Origin of the sequence: Micropruina sp., from assembly GCF_047606665.1 — a bacterium.
Taxonomy (GTDB): Bacteria; Actinomycetota; Actinomycetes; order Propionibacteriales; family Propionibacteriaceae; genus Micropruina.
This window is the reverse complement of record NZ_JASGEF010000063.1, coordinates 23786-39389: the sequence shown is the minus strand read 5'-3', so window position 1 is coordinate 39389 and position 15604 is coordinate 23786. Positions and strand designations below refer to the sequence as shown.

Annotated in this window: 17 protein-coding genes; 11 read left to right on the top strand and 6 right to left on the bottom strand. The window is 68.8% G+C overall.

Annotation, left to right across the window (positions count from 1 at the left end; genetic code table 11):
• Window positions 1-7: 7 nt before the first annotated feature.
• The 5 genes from tsf to rlmN all read left to right on the top strand — a co-directional run bounded on the left by tsf (window position 8) and on the right by rlmN (window position 4379).
• A complete protein-coding gene (gene tsf / locus QM619_RS14860; protein ID WP_415110343.1) occupies window positions 8-820 on the top strand; it encodes a translation elongation factor Ts in 813 nt (270 codons plus the stop codon).
• A gap of 94 nt (window positions 821-914) precedes the next feature.
• The gene (gene pyrH / locus QM619_RS14855; protein WP_415110340.1) at window positions 915-1625 is read left to right on the top strand and encodes a UMP kinase; all 711 of its coding nucleotides are present in this window, start codon (window positions 915-917) and stop codon (window positions 1623-1625) included.
• A gap of 33 nt (window positions 1626-1658) precedes the next feature.
• Window positions 1659-2213 carry a ribosome recycling factor gene (frr, locus tag QM619_RS14850; RefSeq protein ID WP_415110815.1) on the top strand — a complete coding sequence of 185 codons (555 nt, stop codon included), beginning with the start codon at window positions 1659-1661 and terminating at the stop codon, window positions 2211-2213.
• Entirely contained in the window at window positions 2213-3097 is an 885-nt protein-coding gene (locus QM619_RS14845; RefSeq protein ID WP_415110337.1) for a phosphatidate cytidylyltransferase, read from the top strand. The genes frr and QM619_RS14845 overlap by 1 nt, the downstream gene beginning before the upstream one ends.
• A gap of 124 nt (window positions 3098-3221) precedes the next feature.
• Entirely contained in the window at window positions 3222-4379 is a 1158-nt protein-coding gene (gene rlmN / locus QM619_RS14840; RefSeq protein WP_415110812.1) for a 23S rRNA (adenine(2503)-C(2))-methyltransferase RlmN, read from the top strand.
• Here rlmN and QM619_RS14835 read toward each other — a convergent pair.
• Window positions 4340-5833 (bottom strand): carboxylesterase family protein, encoded by a 1494-nt coding sequence (locus tag QM619_RS14835; protein WP_415110334.1) that lies wholly within the window; start codon window positions 5831-5833, stop codon window positions 4340-4342. The genes rlmN and QM619_RS14835 overlap by 40 nt on opposite strands.
• Before the next feature lie 69 nt (window positions 5834-5902).
• Here QM619_RS14835 and QM619_RS14830 point away from each other — a divergent pair, with 69 nt between their 5' ends.
• Together QM619_RS14830 and QM619_RS14825 are read left to right on the top strand one after the other, a co-directional pair.
• The gene (locus QM619_RS14830; RefSeq protein WP_415110331.1) at window positions 5903-6079 is read left to right on the top strand and encodes a hypothetical protein; all 177 of its coding nucleotides are present in this window, start codon (window positions 5903-5905) and stop codon (window positions 6077-6079) included.
• 32 nt (window positions 6080-6111) lie between these two features.
• The gene (locus QM619_RS14825; RefSeq protein ID WP_415110329.1) at window positions 6112-7683 is read left to right on the top strand and encodes a succinic semialdehyde dehydrogenase; all 1572 of its coding nucleotides are present in this window, start codon (window positions 6112-6114) and stop codon (window positions 7681-7683) included.
• Here QM619_RS14825 and QM619_RS14820 read toward each other — a convergent pair.
• A complete protein-coding gene (locus tag QM619_RS14820; RefSeq protein WP_415110326.1) occupies window positions 7640-8761 on the bottom strand; it encodes an LOG family protein in 1122 nt (373 codons plus the stop codon). The genes QM619_RS14825 and QM619_RS14820 overlap by 44 nt on opposite strands.
• Before the next feature lie 9 nt (window positions 8762-8770).
• The gene (locus QM619_RS14815) at window positions 8771-10048 is read right to left on the bottom strand and encodes an ATP-binding protein (RefSeq protein WP_415110323.1); all 1278 of its coding nucleotides are present in this window, start codon (window positions 10046-10048) and stop codon (window positions 8771-8773) included.
• Window positions 10049-10194: 146 nt separating this feature from the next.
• Here QM619_RS14815 and QM619_RS14810 point away from each other — a divergent pair, with 146 nt between their 5' ends.
• The 4 genes from QM619_RS14810 (at window position 10195) to QM619_RS14795 (ending at window position 13350) form a co-directional block, all read left to right on the top strand.
• Window positions 10195-10734: a universal stress protein gene (locus QM619_RS14810; RefSeq protein ID WP_415110320.1), complete on the top strand. Its 540-nt coding sequence runs from the start codon at window positions 10195-10197 to the stop codon at window positions 10732-10734.
• Window positions 10735-10748: 14 nt separating this feature from the next.
• Window positions 10749-11138, top strand: coding sequence for a fluoride efflux transporter FluC (locus QM619_RS14805; RefSeq protein WP_415110317.1), 390 nt, complete (start codon window positions 10749-10751; stop codon window positions 11136-11138).
• Window positions 11135-11500 carry a fluoride efflux transporter FluC gene (locus QM619_RS14800; RefSeq protein ID WP_415110315.1) on the top strand — a complete coding sequence of 122 codons (366 nt, stop codon included), beginning with the start codon at window positions 11135-11137 and terminating at the stop codon, window positions 11498-11500. The genes QM619_RS14805 and QM619_RS14800 overlap by 4 nt, the downstream gene beginning before the upstream one ends.
• A gap of 293 nt (window positions 11501-11793) precedes the next feature.
• A complete protein-coding gene (locus tag QM619_RS14795; RefSeq protein ID WP_415110313.1) occupies window positions 11794-13350 on the top strand; it encodes a hypothetical protein in 1557 nt (518 codons plus the stop codon).
• 9 nt (window positions 13351-13359) lie between these two features.
• Here the strand turns inward: QM619_RS14795 and QM619_RS14790 are convergent, their stop codons facing one another.
• From QM619_RS14790 to QM619_RS14780, 3 genes are read right to left on the bottom strand one after another with little or no spacing between them, the layout of a single operon-like run.
• Window positions 13360-13809, bottom strand: coding sequence for a hypothetical protein (locus QM619_RS14790; protein ID WP_415110310.1), 450 nt, complete (start codon window positions 13807-13809; stop codon window positions 13360-13362).
• Complete coding sequence (locus QM619_RS14785) at window positions 13809-14363, bottom strand: RNA polymerase sigma factor (protein WP_415110307.1); 555 nt, start codon at window positions 14361-14363, stop codon at window positions 13809-13811. The genes QM619_RS14790 and QM619_RS14785 overlap by 1 nt, the downstream gene beginning before the upstream one ends.
• A gap of 5 nt (window positions 14364-14368) precedes the next feature.
• Complete coding sequence (locus QM619_RS14780) at window positions 14369-15535, bottom strand: S8 family serine peptidase (protein WP_415110304.1); 1167 nt, start codon at window positions 15533-15535, stop codon at window positions 14369-14371.
• Between the last annotated feature and the right edge of the window lie 69 nt (window positions 15536-15604).

The window sequence follows — 15604 nt, the reverse complement described above, 5'->3', positions numbered from 1 at the left end:
ACAGACAATGGCAATCACTGCCGCTGAAGTGAAGAAGCTCCGCGACGCCACCGGCGCCGGGATGATGGACGCCAAGAAGGCCCTCACCGAGGCCGGCGGCGACTACGACGCCGCCGTCGAGATCCTGCGGGTGACCGGCCAGGCGAAGATGGCCAAGCGGTCCGACCGTGAGGCGTCGAACGGCCTGGTCGCCGCCGCCGGCAAGAGCGTGATCCAGCTCGGCGCCGAGACCGACTTCGTGGCCAAGAACGCCGAGTTCATCGCGCTGGCCGACGAGATCGCCGCCGCCACGGACGCCGCCGGCGCCACCGATGTGGCCGCCGCCAACGCGGTCGTGCTGGCGTCCGGCAAGACGGTCGCCGACACGGTGGCCGAACTGGCCGCCAAGATCGGCGAGAAGCTCGAGGTGGCCAACGCGGCCAGCTACGACGGCGACGTCACCATCTACCTGCACAAGCGTTCGTCCGATCTGCCGCCCCAGGTCGGTGTGATGGTCGAGCACGAGGGTGGCGAGGCCGACTTCGTCCGCGGCATCGCCATGCAGATCGCCGCCATGTCGCCGCAGTACGTGACTCGCGACGAGGTTCCGGCCGAGGTGCTCGACCACGAGCGGCACATCGCCGAGCTGACCGCCAAGGAAGAGGGCAAGCCCGACAAGATCATCCCGCGGATCGTGGAGGGCCGTCTCGGCGGCTTCTTCAAGGACGTCTGTCTGGTCGAGCAGCCCAGCGTCTCCGACGACAAGAAGACCGTCGGCCAGCTGCTCAGGGAGAACGGCGTGACCGTGAAGCGTTTCGTGCGCTTCGCCGCAGGCGCCTGAACCGTCAGAACTGTCCGACCGGCAAACTAGAGTGTCGTGCGCCACGAGCCTTCCTCGTGGCGCACATCGCTATAACCCCACGCGAAGGAGAACCATGACCTATCACCGCATCATGCTCAAGCTGTCCGGCGAGATGTTCGGCGGCAGCCGCGGCATCGGCGTCGATCCGGAGGTCGTGGCCAGCCTCGCTCGCCAGATCAAGGCGGTGGCGGACGCCGGCATCCAGGTCGCCGTGGTGATCGGTGGCGGCAACTTCTTCCGGGGCGCCGAGCTCTCCGAGCACGGCATGGACCGTGACCGCGCCGACTACATGGGCATGCTCGGCACCGTGATGAACTGCCTTGCCCTGCAAGATTTCTGCGAGAAGGCCGGGGTGCAGACCCGGGTGCAGACCGCGATCACCATGGGCCAGGTCGCCGAGCCCTACATTCCGCGCCGCGCCGAGCGGCACCTGGAGAAGGGCCGTGTGGTGATCTTCGGTGCCGGTTCAGGCATGCCGTACTTCTCCACCGACACCGTCGCCGCGCAGCGTGCGCTGGAGATCGGCGCCGACGTCCTGCTGATGGGCAAGCAGGGCACCGACGGCGTCTACGACTCCGATCCGAAGAAGAACCCGAACGCCGTCCGCTTCGACGAACTCACCTATGACGACTACCTGGCCCGCGATCTGAAAGTGGCCGACGCCACCGCGATCAGCCTTGCTCGCGACAACAACCTGCCGATGATCTTCTTCGACCTCGGTGTCGAGGGCAATATCCGGCGCGTGGTGCAGGGTGAGAAGATCGGAACGACTGTCCACGCCTGAGCCGAGACCATCACCACCGAAAGGATCACGATGATCCCCGACATCATCAAAGACACCGAGCAGAAGATGAAAGGCGCGGTCGAGCACGCTCGCGAGGAATTCGCGGCAATCCGCACCGGACGTGCCCATCCGGCCATGTTCAACAAGCTGATGGTCGACTACTACGGTGCCCCGACGCCGCTGCAGCAGTTGGCCACCTTCCAGGTGCCCGAGGCGCGCACCGTCCTGATCAGCCCGTTCGACCGGGCCGCGATGGGCGGCATCGAGAAGGCGATCCGCGACTCCGACCTGGGCGTCAACCCGGCCAACGACGGCAACGTGATCCGGGTGGTGATGCCGCAGCTGTCCGAGGAGCGCCGCCGTGATTACGTCAAACTGGCCCGCACCAAGGCGGAAGAGGCGCGCATCGCGGTGCGCAACATCCGCCGGCACGCCAACGACGCGGTGCACAAGCTCGCCAAGGACAAGGAAATCGGCGAAGACGATGCCCGCGGCGCCGAGAAGCAACTCGACGGTGTCACCAAGAAGCACGTCGACACCATCGATGAGCTGCTGAAGGCCAAGGAAGCGGAATTGCTGGAAGTCTGATGGCAGGCGAGCAGGAGGCGTCAGCAGCCGAGCCGGCCGTCCGGAAGTCGCGCGCCGGGCGCGATCTGCCGGCGGCCATCGCGGTCGGCTTGGCCCTCGCGGCCACGGTGGTGGTCACTCTGCTCTACTGGCATTGGGGCTTCGTGCTGCTGGTGACCGCGATGCTCACGCTCGGCACCATCGAATTGCACGACGCGCTGAAGCGGATCGGGATGAACTCGGCGGTGCTGCCGATCATGGCCGGCACGGTGGCGGTGATCTGCGGCTCGTATGCGGCTGCTACCCAGCAGGGCACGGGAATGCTGCCGTGGCACTCGGTGCTGCTCGGCTTCTTGGGCGCGACCACGCTGGCCGCGCTGATCTGGCGGATGCCGGGCGGCGCCGCCGGCTACGTCAAGGACGCCGCCGCCAGTCTGTTCACCATCGGCTACATCCCGCTGCTCGGCTCGTTCGCGGGGCTGATTCTGGCCGCCGATAACGGCGGGGCGAAGATGGCGACCACCTTGCTGATCGTGATGGGCACCGACACCGGTGGCTACGCGGTGGGCGCCCGCTGGGGCCGGCACCCGATGGCGCCGCAGATCAGTCCGAAGAAGACCTGGGAGGGCATGGCCGGCTCGATCGGGCTGGCCACCGTCGTGTCGATTCCGCTCACCGTGTGGTGGCTGGGCTCGACCTGGTGGGTCGGGCTGCTGCTGGCGCTGACCATCGTGGCGGCCGGCACCTGCGGCGACCTGATCGAGTCGATGGTGAAGCGCGACGTCGGCATCAAGGACATGTCGTCGTTCCTGCCCGGGCACGGGGGTGCGATGGACCGGCTGGATTCCATCCTGGTGGCGGCCCCGGTGGCCTGGCTGATCCTGTTCCTGCTGGTCCCGAACTGACGAGGGCAAACATTCGATGATCGACCAACCGATGCCGGCCGTGGACGGCCTGCGTCCCGACGAGATCAGCGCCTATTCCGCGCTGGAGGACAGGGTCCGCGCCGGAGCCACGGTGCCGCTCACCATGGCCGCGCCGCGACGCGGCAAGCCGCCCCGGCACTGGCTCGACCTGAGCCGCGAGGAGCGCCGGGACGCCGTGGTCGAACTGGGCCTGCCCACCTTCCGCGCCGACCAGATCTCCCGGCACGTCTTCGAGCATCTCGACCTCGACCCATCCGGCTGGACCGACCTGCCGGCCGCCGTCCGGGGTCGGGTGGCGGAGGCGTTCCTGCCGTCGCTGCTGACCTCGGTGCGGCCGCTGTCCTGCGACGGCGGCACCACGCTGAAGACCTTGTGGCGGTTGCACGACGGCTCGCTGATCGAGTCGGTGCTGATGCGCTACGGCGTCCCCGGCATCCGTTCGTCCGGCTCGGGACGCAACCGGGCCACCTTGTGCATCTCGTCGCAGGCCGGCTGCGGCATGGCCTGCCCGTTCTGTGCCACCGGACAGGGTGGGCTGCAACGCAACCTGAGTGCCGCCGAGATCCTGGCCCAGGTGGTGGCCGGCGCCCGCGCGTTGCGTGACGGCGAGATTCCGGGTGGACCCGGCCGAGTCAACAACATCGTCTTCATGGGCATGGGTGAACCGATGGCCAACTTCAAGGCGATCCTGGCCACCATCGGCACCCTGACCGCGCCGGCCCCGCACGGGCTCGGGATCAGCGCCCGCGGCATCACCGTGTCCACGGTGGGTCTGGTGCCGCGGATCAACGCGTTGGCGGACGCCGGCGTCCCAGTCACCCTGGCGGTCAGCCTGCACGCCCCGGACGACAAACTGCGCGACGAGTTGTGCCCGATCAACACTCGCTGGAACGTCGCCGAACTGGTGGACGCGGCACACCGCTACTTCCGGCTCACCAAGCGCCGGGTGTCCATCGAATATGCCCTGATCAGGGACGTCAACGACTCCGTCGAGAGGGCCGAACTGCTCGCCGATGTGCTGCGCCGGGACGGCGGTCACGGCTGGGTGCACGTCAACCTGATTCCGCTCAACCCGACCCCGGGATCGAAGTGGACGGCGTCCCGCCGCCGCGACGAGGCCGCCTTCGTCGCCGCCCTGGAACGTCGCGGTGTCGCGGTCACCGTGCGGGACACCCGCGGACGCGAGATCGACGGTGCCTGCGGCCAACTTGCCGCCAGCGTTCAGGGCAGCTCGGTGGCGATCTCGGCTTCCAGCCGGTAGGCGTCCGGATCGTAGGCCGTGTCGCGGTCGAACACGCAGCCGCCGGTGAGCGAGGCGTCCGTCGACGGCCATTCAGGGGAGGCGCCGGTGATCACCGCCAGCCAGGCGCTGTGGACAGCCGCCGAGAGGACGGCGTCCGCCGGTTCGCCGAGCGCTTCGATCACGCCCTCTCCGGAACCCAGGTTCCAGGCGTAGGGCAGGTCGAAGCAGTGCGCGGCCCGGTTCAGCGAGGGCGCGTGGTAGCGAAAGTCGTAGCTCCAGGTGTTCGCCGCGGCGCTCCCGGCCGCTCGCGCCTGGGCCACCGTGGCCACCGACAGCCGAAACATCCGCAGCGCGGTGAGCTGGGCACGGACGCTGTCCGCGCCGATCAGATCCAGCTCGGCCCAGAACCGTGACGTCCCCGGCCCGGACGCCCCCAAGCCGGCGAACGCCTCGTCGAGCGCCACGCGGTCGACGGTCTCCGGGTTGGCGCCGGGGAACTCGTTGGCAGCCGAACCGATCAGTAACAGGGTGTCTCGGTGCACTCCTGACCGCAGTCGCTGCCCTAGTGGAAACAGGGTTTCACCGTCCACGACGGGCGCCAGGGTGAGCCCGGACAACGCGTCGCCCGCTCCCAGCGTCCGCACATAGTCGGCCAGCGGAAGCGACGGTTCGGCCAGTGAGACGCCGATCTCTTCCCGTTCGGCGGCTAGCAGTCGGTCTTCGTCGACGCCGCGCCAGTCGTCCAGAGCGGTGCCGCTCAGTCCCAGGCTCGCGGCGACCCGTGCGGCGGCCTGGGCAGCCCGGTCCGGCAGCAGGTCGATGACCACCGGGGACGCCGCGATGGCGCCCCGGAACAGCCCGTCGGCGGCCGGAGCGGCAAGCAGCGCGAGCACGCTGGCCGCGCCCGCGGACTGACCGGCGATGGTGACCCGGTCGGGGTCGCCGCCGAACGCGGCGATGTTGTCCCGCACCCAGCGCAGCGCCGCGATCTGATCGAGGATGCCGCGGTTGGCCGGGACGCCGTCGATCCAGCCGAAGCCGTCGAAACCGAGCCGGTACGAGACGCTGACGGTGACCACGCCGTCCTGGTTGAACGGGGCACCGTCGTACCAGGGGCTGGATGGCGAGCCGGCGAAGAAGCCGCCGCCGTGGATCCAGACCAGCACCGGCAGTTTCGCCTGCCGGTCGCCGGGTGCCGGGGTGAACACGTTGACGTTGAGCGTGTCGTCGCCGGGAAAGGACGGTTCGGGAATGGTGGTCACCGGGCCGAACGGACGCCGTTGCGGGGTGGCGCCCGGACGGGTGGCGTCCCGCACCCCCGACCAGGGGCGGCGCGGCTCGGGTACGGCGAACCGGAGCCAGCCGACCGGCGGTTCCGCGAACGGAATGCCGAGGAACGCCGCCGAACCGGGCCGTTGGACGCCGCAGACCGCTCCGCAGCAGGTGTCGACGATCGGTTCCGCGTCCCTCATGCGGCCTACAGTATGCCCTGCGTCAGCCGGCGATGATCGGCGGATTGCGCAACGGGCTGTTGCGGGCGCTTGTCCACCGCAGCCCAACTCGGCGTCCCGGTCGGCGCTGCGGCGCTCGGCAAGACCATGGGAGTGCTGGAGTCGGGCGAGCCCACCGCGATGCTGCTCGGCGCCCTGATCACCATCGCTGCGGTCGCCGCATTCAGCAATCGACTGATCCGACTGGTGACTGCGGACGCCGTCTAGCTGGCCGTCCGGAGCCGCGGCTACCCTGAGCCATGCGTGCGACGGTAACCGAGAAGGAGTTCGTTCTCCCCTCGGCACGGGTCGCGGCGTTGACCGCGCTGGTGGTGTCGGCGTCCGACGCTCCCCGGCGCACCGTCGTCAGTCCGCTTTCCGGGCGTCCGCTGGCCCAGATTCCGCACTCGTCACGGGCCGACGTTTCCGGTGCCGTGCTGGCTGCCCGGTCGGCGGCCCGGCAGTGGCGCGAACTCGGCCCAAGGCGGCGGGCTGCGATCATCCTCGGCTTCCACGATCGGCTGCTGGCCGGCCGCGACGAGGTCCTCGACCTGATCCAGCTGGAGACCGGGAAGACCAGGGCGGACGCCTTCGAAGAGGTCGCCGAGGTGGCGAACGTGGCGCGCTATTACGCCCGCACCGCGGCCGATCTGCTTGCGCCGCGCCGGCGTCGCGGAGTGCTGCCGATGCTGGCGTCCGCGACCCAGACCCGGCTGCCCCGCGGGGTGGTCGGCATCGTCACCCCGTGGAATTGTCCGTTCGCGCTGTCGCTGGGCGACTCGATCGCGGCCCTGCTGGCCGGCAACGTGGTGGTGGTGCGGCCCGATCCGCGCACCTCGCTGTGCGTGCTGTGGGGGTTGCGACAATTGGTCGCCGCGGGGCTGCCGTCCGGCGTGTTGCAGGTGGTGGTCGGCGACGGCGATCCGGTGGGGGAGGCCGTCGTCCGGTGCGCTGACTACGTCAGTTACACCGGATCGACACGTACCGGACGCCTGGTGGCGGCCATCGCCGCCGAACGGCTGATTGGCTGCTCGCTGGAGCTGGGCGGCAAGAACGCCCTCTACGTGCGCCCGGACGCCCCGCTGGCCCGCGCGGTCGACATCGCCCGGCGCAGCGTGTTCACCATCGCCGGTCAGTACTGCGTGCACACCGAACGCCTGGTGCTGCATCGCGACATCGCCGAGGAGTTCCTGCGGCTCTTCCTGGCCGCGATCGCCGGCATGCGGCTCGGCGTCGGCCTCGAATACGGCTACGACATGGGGTCGCTGCTCGGTCCGGACCAGTTGCGTCGGGTCAGCGAGCACGTCGAGGACGCCCGTCGGCGCGGCGCGACGGTGCTCGCCGGCGGACGGCACCGGCCCGACATCGGGCCGTGGGTGTACGAACCGACCGTGCTGGAGGGGATCAGCGCCGCCATGGAGGTGCGGGACGCCGAGACGTTCGGTCCGGTGGTGTCGGTGTACCGGGTGGAGTCCGACGACGCCGCGGTGCGGCTGATCAACGACACCGACTACGGCTTGCACGCCACCATCGTCAGCGGCGACCGGACGGCGGCGCGGGCACTGGCGCCCCAGCTGCGCACCGGCACCGTCAGCATCAATGAGAGCTCGGCGTCCTCGTGGGGTGCGGTCGGCGCCACCATGGGGGCGCGGGGCGATTCGGGCACCGGGAACCGGCACGGCCCGGACGGGCTGCTCGCCTACACGGTGGTGCAGAGCGTCGCGGAGCAGCGCGTCGGAACCCTCGGTGCACAAGGGGCGCAGGGCCAGCGCCGGTTCGCCGACTGGTTCAGCCGGTCGCTGATGGCGGCTCGGCGGTCGGGGCTGCCCTGAGCGCCGCGAGGACTCCGTCGGTGGAGTCGACCAGCCGGATCGCGTCCGCCATCCGGCGTCCGGCGGCCAGGGTATGCAGCAGCGGCCAGACCGGGACGGCGTCCGTCCAGTATTCGGAGCCGACCAGCACCAGCGGTGTGACCGGCTCGGTGTCGGCGGCGTAGAAGTTCGGGGTGACCGCCTGGAACACCTCCTGCACCGTGCCGGCGGCGCCCGGAAGGTAGATCAGGCCGCCGCGGCAGACCCGCAACAGCACGTCTTCGCGCAGCGCGTTGGTGAAGAATTTGGCGATCCGGGTGGCGAACAGGTTGGGCGGCTCGTGCCCATAGAACCAGGTCGGGACGCCGAGCGACAGCCGCCCGCAACCGTGGCGGGCGATGATCGCTTGCGCCGAACGGGCCCACGCGGTGACATCGACCGACCAGGACGCCGCGGCCGCCAGCTCGTCGATCGCGGTCTGCAGGTCGGCGTCCGGACCCTCGAAAGCAGCGCCCAGGTTGGCCGCCTCCATCGCGCCCGGACCGCCGCCGGAGATCACCAGGTAACCGGAATCGGCCAGCAGGTGGGCCAGTTCGGCGCTGGCCCGGTAAGGACCCGAGCCGCGATGCTGGGCGTGGCCGCCCATGATGCCGACGATCCGGCGGACGTCGATGCCGTCCAACTGCTGCTGCAACGCCTCGGTGATCGAATGGTCGTGGAGCGCGGCGGCCAGGTCGGCGTCCAGCCCGCCGGGACGGAGCTGCTCCGACTGCCAGGCGAAGATCGCGGCGTCGGCGGTCGCGGGGTAGCCGTCCGCCAAACCTCGGTACAGCTCGTCGGCGGTGTACAGCTCGGGCCGGTACGGATCGAACGGCAGGTCAGGGAACCTCGGAAACACCAGCGCACCATGCCGCGACAGGTGCGAGGCGTCCGCGGGCCGCAACGCGCAACCGAGAAAGAGCGCACCGGTGACATCGGTCGAACGCAGGGCGGCGGAGCGTCCGGTCAGATCGATCGACTGGACGAACACCCCAGCCAGCGACGCGCCGGACGCCAGATGCCCATCGAAGGCCGTCAAGGACTCCAGGTCGATCCGCACCGGTTCACCCTACGGCGCCAGCAGTGCGAGCGGGATGACCGCGACGCCGTCGGGTCGACGGTACGCGTACGGGCCGGCATGAAGGACGACTCGCTCGATCACCCGGTCCCCGAGTTTCTCCCGCAGCCAGTTCAGGTGGCGGACGTCCTTGTCGCTCACGGATCCGCTGAGCTTGATCTCGATGGCGATCAGTCGGCGGTCGGACGCCTCGACGATCAGGTCGATCTCACGGGTGTTGTCGCGGGTACGCAGGTGGCCGACCTGGGCCTCGCAGGCCTGGGCGTATACCCGAACCGACTGGGCGACCAGAGACTCGAAGAGCGCGCCGAGCCACGTGTTCGTGTCGGGGCGCGCGATGAGCCCTCCGCCCTCGCCACGTAGCAACGCATCCTTGCTGACACCGACCAGGCGTGCGGCGAGGGCCGGGTCGACAAGGTGGTGCTTGGGGGAGTGGGTGAGCCGATTGAGTGGAGAGAACGACGGAATCCATGCCGGGATGGGATCGAGGACGAAGATCCGGGTGAGGTGTTCCCGGTAGCCGGACACGGTTTGCCGAGATGGCTTGTCGCTTTCGCCGGGAGTCGCGGCGTCAAGAATGCGACTGTAGGAGGCATCGGTCGCGGTCGCCGCGCCATAGGCGGCCAGCCATTCCCGCAAGGCGGCCGGACGACGTACGGTCACGCCGTTCTCGGGGAGTTCGCGCTCCACGATCCGGGCCAGGTAGCCGTCGAGTTGCATGCCACGGGCGCGTTCGGGAAGTTCGCGGATCCCGGGAAAGCCGGATCGGAGGATCTCATCGACATAGTGCGGGAGCTTGACTTCCGATGCGCCGCTGATCGAGGGTCGCTCACCGTTCAGCAGAGCCCGCAGCGAGATGCTGGGGTCGCCGACGCCGCGCTCCGCGAACGACAGCGGGCGCATCGGCAGGCTGACGATCCGGCCCGCGCCCGAGTGGATCCGGACCCCCGGTGCCACACCGGCTGAACCGGCCAGCAGGAACCGTCCACCGGTGCTGTCTTCGTCGACGGCTTGCCTAACTCGGTCCCACACCGAGGGCTCCAGCTGCCACTCGTCGATCAGGACCGGCGGCGGAACCTCGGCGACATAGCCCCAGTTGGCGGCGATGCTGAGCCGCAGCCCCGGTTCCGCCAAGTCGAGGACGGTCGTCGCCCGCTGGCTCGCGGTGGCCGTCTTGCCGACACCCTTGGCGCCCTCCAGCGAGATCGCCGCCAGGTGCGGGAAGAGCTCGTCGAGCAGGTCATCGACGATGCGGCGCCGGTAGGTCATGGCTCAATTTAACAGTGTGCCGACTTTCTATCTAACAATCTGCCAGGTTTCTATTGAGCCTTTCGCCGACCTGGCGACGCTCATCGATCGCGTCGTACGTCGGTGCTCTGCCAGGACTAACGTGAGCATGACGAAAGGAGACCGGCATGCTCCATCAGGTTCCGCAGCCCAGCCAGGATCGGATGACACCGTTCGGAGGCGGGGCGCTCGTGGTGGGGGTCCGACGAGTCAATGACCCGTTGGTGGTGCTGACCGCGGCCGCGCTGGCACGGGCGACCGGTGGCGAGTTGTACTTCGCATACGTGGACGAACAGCGCTTCACCGAGCGGGAGTTCCCGGACGGCACGGTGCAACACAGCGACATCAACCCGGACGCCGCGGACGATTCGTGGCATCTGGTCGAAGCTGAACTGAAGGCCGAGGTGGACCGCCTGCTGGCGGGCTCGGGGCTGGCCTGGCAGTTCCGCTACTTGGCCGGACGCCCGGATCGGGCGCTGACCCACCTGGCGCGGGCCGTGGATGCCGCGGTGCTCGTGGTCGGCAATCGGGCGCCTGAGCACGGCGCCAAGGTCCATGAGTTCTTCGGTGGAGCGCTGGCCCTGAAACTGGCCCAGCATCAGCACCGGCCGGTGCTCGCCGTCCCGCTCTCGGTGGTCGACTGGAAGGCGCCGATGCCGTGGGCCTGAAACCGTTTCGTGGCATGTCCTCGACGGTCGTGCTGGTCGGGGGAGCGATCGGCACCGCGATCCGGGCCGCCCTGGAATTCGCGTTCCCGGCGCAACCGGGCGGCTGGCCGTGGGCCACGTTCCTGATCAATGTCAGCGGGTCGTTCCTGCTCGGACTGCTGCTGGAGACGCTCAGCCGGCGCCGTCTGGACGTCGGCGTCCGCCGTCTGCTGCGGCTCGGCCTGGGCACCGGAGTGATGGGCGGCTACACCACCTACAGCTCGTTCGCGGTGGAGACCGTCCGGCTGCTCGGCCTGGGGGGCGGCGCCATCGCCGTCGGAGCCGGGTATGCGCTGGGCAGCGTGGTGCTGGGGTTGGCCGGTGCGTTCGCCGGCATGTGGGTGGCGACGAGGTGGTCGCGATGATCGCGCTGTTCGTGGCCTTGGCCGGAGGCTTGGGTGCGGTCGCTCGATTCCAGATGGACGCCGCGATCGCCCGGCTGCATTCGTTGCGGATGCCGTTGGGCACGCTGACCATCAACACGCTCGGCTCCGGACTGCTCGGGCTGATCACCGGCTACGTGCTGTTCCACGCCGGGGCGCCAGAATGGGCGGCGATCGCCGGCACCGGCTTCATGGGCGGCTACACCACCTTCAGCACCGCCAGCGTCGAAGGCGTCCGCCTGGTGCGGGCCGGACGTCCGGTCGCCGCCGCCGTACACGCGGGCGGGGGACTGGTCGCCGGTCTGCTCGCCGCCACTCTCGGCATCTGGGTGATGTCGCTGTAACGTCCCGCGAAAGTGACCGTGGGGACGGTTCTTTTGGGCACTTTCGGTTACGTTTCCGTAGGTGTTGTCAGGGTGTTGTCAGTTATGCCGCTGGTGGTGTTTTTGTCGGTGGGGTCGGGTAGCTTGTCGGTATGGTAATCCAGGCGATAGAACAGGTGACACCGGCAGCGGTGTTGGCCGAATTATCCGCCTGCGACCACACAGAACGAGCCATGTCGGCACGCCGGATGGAATTAGCAGTGATCTGGGCCGGTCTGTATCCAGGAATCGCTGAGCAGCCGTACGACAAAGTCGTGGACTCCCTGATCGATGAAGCGACTGGTGTGGCGGTGGCGGCGATCGCCGAGTTCGCCGCCACCCACGGTGTCTCCACCAATGCGGGTCGGCAGTTGATCGGGGATGCTGTCGAACTGCATGACCGGCTGCCGCGCTGCTGGCACCAGATGCTCGGTTTGCGGCTGCCGGCCTGGAAAGCGCGGCTGCTCGCCCAAACCGTCCACCACCTGGGCGATACAGCAGTCGCCTGGGTCGACGCCCAAGCCTCACTGTTGGGGGACAAGTTGGGTGTGCGGACGATCAAACGACTCGCCCTGCTGGCCCAGGCCAGGTTCGAACCCGACACGCTCACCGACCCGGTGCAGCGGCGGTGGGTGCGGATCGGTGCCGACACCGACAGTCCGGACGGACGCAGCTGGCTTGATGGCTGCCTGGACACCCCCGACGCACTCGATTTGGACGCCGCACTGCGGCTGATCGCCGCCGACCTCGCCACCGACGAGGACGGGAAGACGGATCTGGATGCTCGCCGGGCACACGCGTTAGGCATCATGGCCCGCCGGGCCCTCGGACAACCCGAACTACCCACCACAGGCTCGGCCATGGACCCCGACACCCGTAGCGACAGGCCTGAAAGCGACTCCGACAAGGGGTTGGAGGGGACAGGCCGTGATTCTGCCGATGGGAAGGGTGCCGGCCAGGGCTCGGTCAGCGACCGTATCGGCCGGGACCGCGCCGACAAGGACCCGGACGGCGATCCTGTCGACACAACCTCGAACGACGAGTCCGCCGCTGCGGACGGGGAGACCGCCGCGGGCATAGAGGTGTCGGACGAGCCGGGCTCGCTGGACGACGCGATCGACGCCGCACGGACCGGAAGGCAGACCAGAACATGTCCTGACTTTGCGTCACCGCAGCCCGGTTCGGCGGACGCTCGCCGCGACAACACGCCCGCCCGACCGGTGGTGCCGTCGACCGGTGCCGCCGCTATCGGCGCACCGGTCACTGGACAAGGACTGTTTCAGCGCGCCGGGCGTCCGGTGATGATCTACCTCCACCTCGACGCCACCCAACTCACCCACGACTGCGGCGGATTGGCCGAGGTCGGCACCACCAGCCAACTCGTCACCGTGGACCAGATCCGCCGCTGGTGCAAGACCGCCGGAACCATCACTATCCGGCCCGTCATCGACCTCAACCGCACCCGCACCACCCACAGTTATCAACCCACCGACATCGTGCGCGAGCAGATCGCGTTACGCGACCGCACCTGCGTCTTCCCGCATTGCACCCGCATAGCCCACCCAATCCGGCAATCCAGAACCGGTAACTACAGTCATGACGCCGATCACATCACACCCTACGATTCCGGCGGCGACACCGCCACCGACAATCTCGCCTGCCTATGCCGACTGCACCACCTGCTGAAAACACACACCGGCTGGCGATACGAAATGATCGGCCTCAGCGAATACCTCTGGACCTCACCCAACGGCCACCATTACCTACGCACCAACAACGGCACCACCATGCTCACCACGCCCCGCCAGCGCGGGAAACCAAAGGCAGCGTGAAGCGTGCGACTACAGCCGGAACCAGGCCGTCCAGGTCTGGTTGCCGGCGTTGTCGCTGAGACCCAACCGGACCAGCGTTCCGCGTCCCAATCCGGCCGGCACGGCCAGGTCGAACCAGCCGGACGCGTCCAGCTCGGTGTCGGCGACGATGGTGCCGGTGGCGTCGTGCAGCGCCAGCGTCCGGGGGGCCGGTGATACCACGAGTCCGCGCAGGTGGCCGTCGAGAAGCTCGAGGTCGATGCCGACGCCCTCCGCGGTGAAGCGCAGCAGCCGCGCGTCCCCGGTGGATCGGACGCCGGCCAGCGGCTCGACCGCCGGGTCCGACACCAGATCGGCCAGTTGGGCGTCCGGATCGTGCCAACTCCACAGGCTCCGGCCGACCGCCGCCACATCGTCCGCTCCGGACGCCTCAGCCAACGCCTCGGCAAGTTCGCCGAGCAGTACCTCATCGGGATCCATCACGCACCTCCCCACGAAGCCAGCGCCGGCTGCTGACGCAACGTGGCGAGGCAGCGGATCCGGGTCGGGCCGATGGTGCCGATCTGGACGCCGAGCCGGGCGGCCACGTCCGCATAGGGGACGGGTGGGTCGCCGAACAGCATGCCGAGCAGCTCCCGGCAACGTTCGGAAAGTCCCGCCCACGCCTCCCGCAACGCCTGCCGGCGCAACTCGGCGATCAGATCCGTGCCCGCCTCCGGTAGATCGTCGGGAAGATCGCGATCGAAGTCGGTGGGAAATGTCCGGCGCCGCGCGCGCAGCAGCGCCAGACATTCGTTGCGGGCCGTCGTGGCGATCCAGCCCGGCAGCGCCGCCGGCTCGCGCAACGTGTGCAGATGTTCCAACAGCCGTAGCCAGACGCCGGCCGCGACGTCTTGACGATCGTGCGGATCGAGAGAGAACTTCGCGCACACCGAACCCACCAGCGGTGCGAATCGTTCGACCAGCCGATTCCAGGCGTCCTGGTCGCCGCCGCGGACGGCGGCGACCAGATCAACGACCGGCTCGGTGGTCATGACGATCAGGACCTTTCGGCGATCAGCGAATCCCAGGCCTCGCCGGCGGACATCCCCTGGCCCATCCGCGCGGCGACGGCGCCGGCGGCGTAGGCGGCACAGAATGACGTGCCGGTGCCCGTCGCATAGCCGCTGAACTTCTCATCCGAGCCATCCGGTTGACGGAGCGTTCCCTCGAGGAACGCCGCGGTGAAGGAAGAAGTCGATGTCATGACATCCACCCATGGGAGCTGTCCGTTGAGGGCGAGAGGCAAGCCGGCGCCACCCACAGCGATCACCTCGGGCAGGGCGGCGGGCCACACCGGGGAGGTATCGGTCACCCCGCTTGCCCAGCCCTCACGCACGACATGGTTGCCACCGGCGGCGATGACCATGCTGTGTTCGCGGACTCGTGCCATTGCGCGCGAATACAGCAGAGGTGCCTGCCCGTCGGCGGTGAAACCGCCCAACGGCATCACGATGATGTCGGCCTTCCAGCTCACGGCGAGATCGACCATGGCTGTCGCGATCCCCCACGTCGTGCTGCCCTCGTCGTCTACCGCGAGGACGCCCCGTAACTCGACCTCCGCCGCGGGTGCGGTTCGCTTGATGAGGTCCTGCGTGAAAACGGAGTGGCCGGCGCGAACCGCGGTCGACGACTTGAAGCCTGTCAAGCTGTCCGGCTGCTTCACGTCGATGAGGCCGATGCGAACGGGGGCGGCAGCGTTGCGGGGAGGGAGCAGCCGGACGCCCGGATGGAGGCTGATCGGCGTCCCTGACTTCTGGGCGGACAGCACATCGGCGTGTGGCGGCTCGGTCGGAGCCTCCTCTCTAGGAAGATCCTTGAAGCCGATCGCCATCGCGATCCGGGTACCGCCCATGGCGGCGGCCGGCGACTCGCGGTCCTTGCCGAGCGCAGGTACCCAGCCACCGAACCTGGCGGCGATGCGCCGGCGGAGTTCGAGGAGGAGCCGGTCCGTATCTCCGATCAAGGCGTTCTCCCGCTTGACCGTCAGGCGAGTGAGGCCCAGTTCCGCACCATGCTCGGATTGCTCGAGGTCTTCGCCGGCGAGACCGTCCTTAGGGTCAACGCAGACCAGCGAAAGATCGGAAAGAGTCTCGATGACAAGGTCACGGTGCAGGGTCTCGACGACCAACCTGACGGAGTCGGTTGCCGGTGATGGATCGTTCATGGCGTGCCTTCCTGGCGTGGGGACATTCTCGCCCCAATGGACGGTGTGTGGACAGACCCTGTGAGCCGA

Excerpts from the sequence above, each read along its gene's own strand:
- QM619_RS14825 (WP_415110329.1), top strand. The coding sequence starts at position 6,112 with ATGCGTGCGACGGTAACCGAGAAGGAGTTCGTTCTCCCCTCGGCACGG.
- QM619_RS14845 (WP_415110337.1), top strand. The coding sequence starts at position 2,213 with ATGGCAGGCGAGCAGGAGGCGTCAGCAGCCGAGCCGGCCGTCCGGAAG.
- QM619_RS14785 (WP_415110307.1), bottom strand. The coding sequence starts at position 14,363 with ATGACCACCGAGCCGGTCGTTGATCTGGTCGCCGCCGTCCGCGGCGGC.
- QM619_RS14835 (WP_415110334.1), bottom strand. The coding sequence starts at position 5,833 with ATGAGGGACGCGGAACCGATCGTCGACACCTGCTGCGGAGCGGTCTGC.
- QM619_RS14810 (WP_415110320.1), top strand. The coding sequence starts at position 10,195 with ATGCTCCATCAGGTTCCGCAGCCCAGCCAGGATCGGATGACACCGTTC.
- QM619_RS14790 (WP_415110310.1), bottom strand. The coding sequence starts at position 13,809 with ATGGATCCCGATGAGGTACTGCTCGGCGAACTTGCCGAGGCGTTGGCT.
- QM619_RS14800 (WP_415110315.1), top strand. The coding sequence starts at position 11,135 with ATGATCGCGCTGTTCGTGGCCTTGGCCGGAGGCTTGGGTGCGGTCGCT.
- rlmN (WP_415110812.1), top strand. The coding sequence starts at position 3,222 with ATGGCCGCGCCGCGACGCGGCAAGCCGCCCCGGCACTGGCTCGACCTG.
- QM619_RS14805 (WP_415110317.1), top strand. The coding sequence starts at position 10,749 with ATGTCCTCGACGGTCGTGCTGGTCGGGGGAGCGATCGGCACCGCGATC.
- pyrH (WP_415110340.1), top strand. The coding sequence starts at position 915 with ATGACCTATCACCGCATCATGCTCAAGCTGTCCGGCGAGATGTTCGGC.
- QM619_RS14815 (WP_415110323.1), bottom strand. The coding sequence starts at position 10,048 with ATGACCTACCGGCGCCGCATCGTCGATGACCTGCTCGACGAGCTCTTC.
- QM619_RS14780 (WP_415110304.1), bottom strand. The coding sequence starts at position 15,535 with ATGAACGATCCATCACCGGCAACCGACTCCGTCAGGTTGGTCGTCGAG.
- tsf (WP_415110343.1), top strand. The coding sequence starts at position 8 with ATGGCAATCACTGCCGCTGAAGTGAAGAAGCTCCGCGACGCCACCGGC.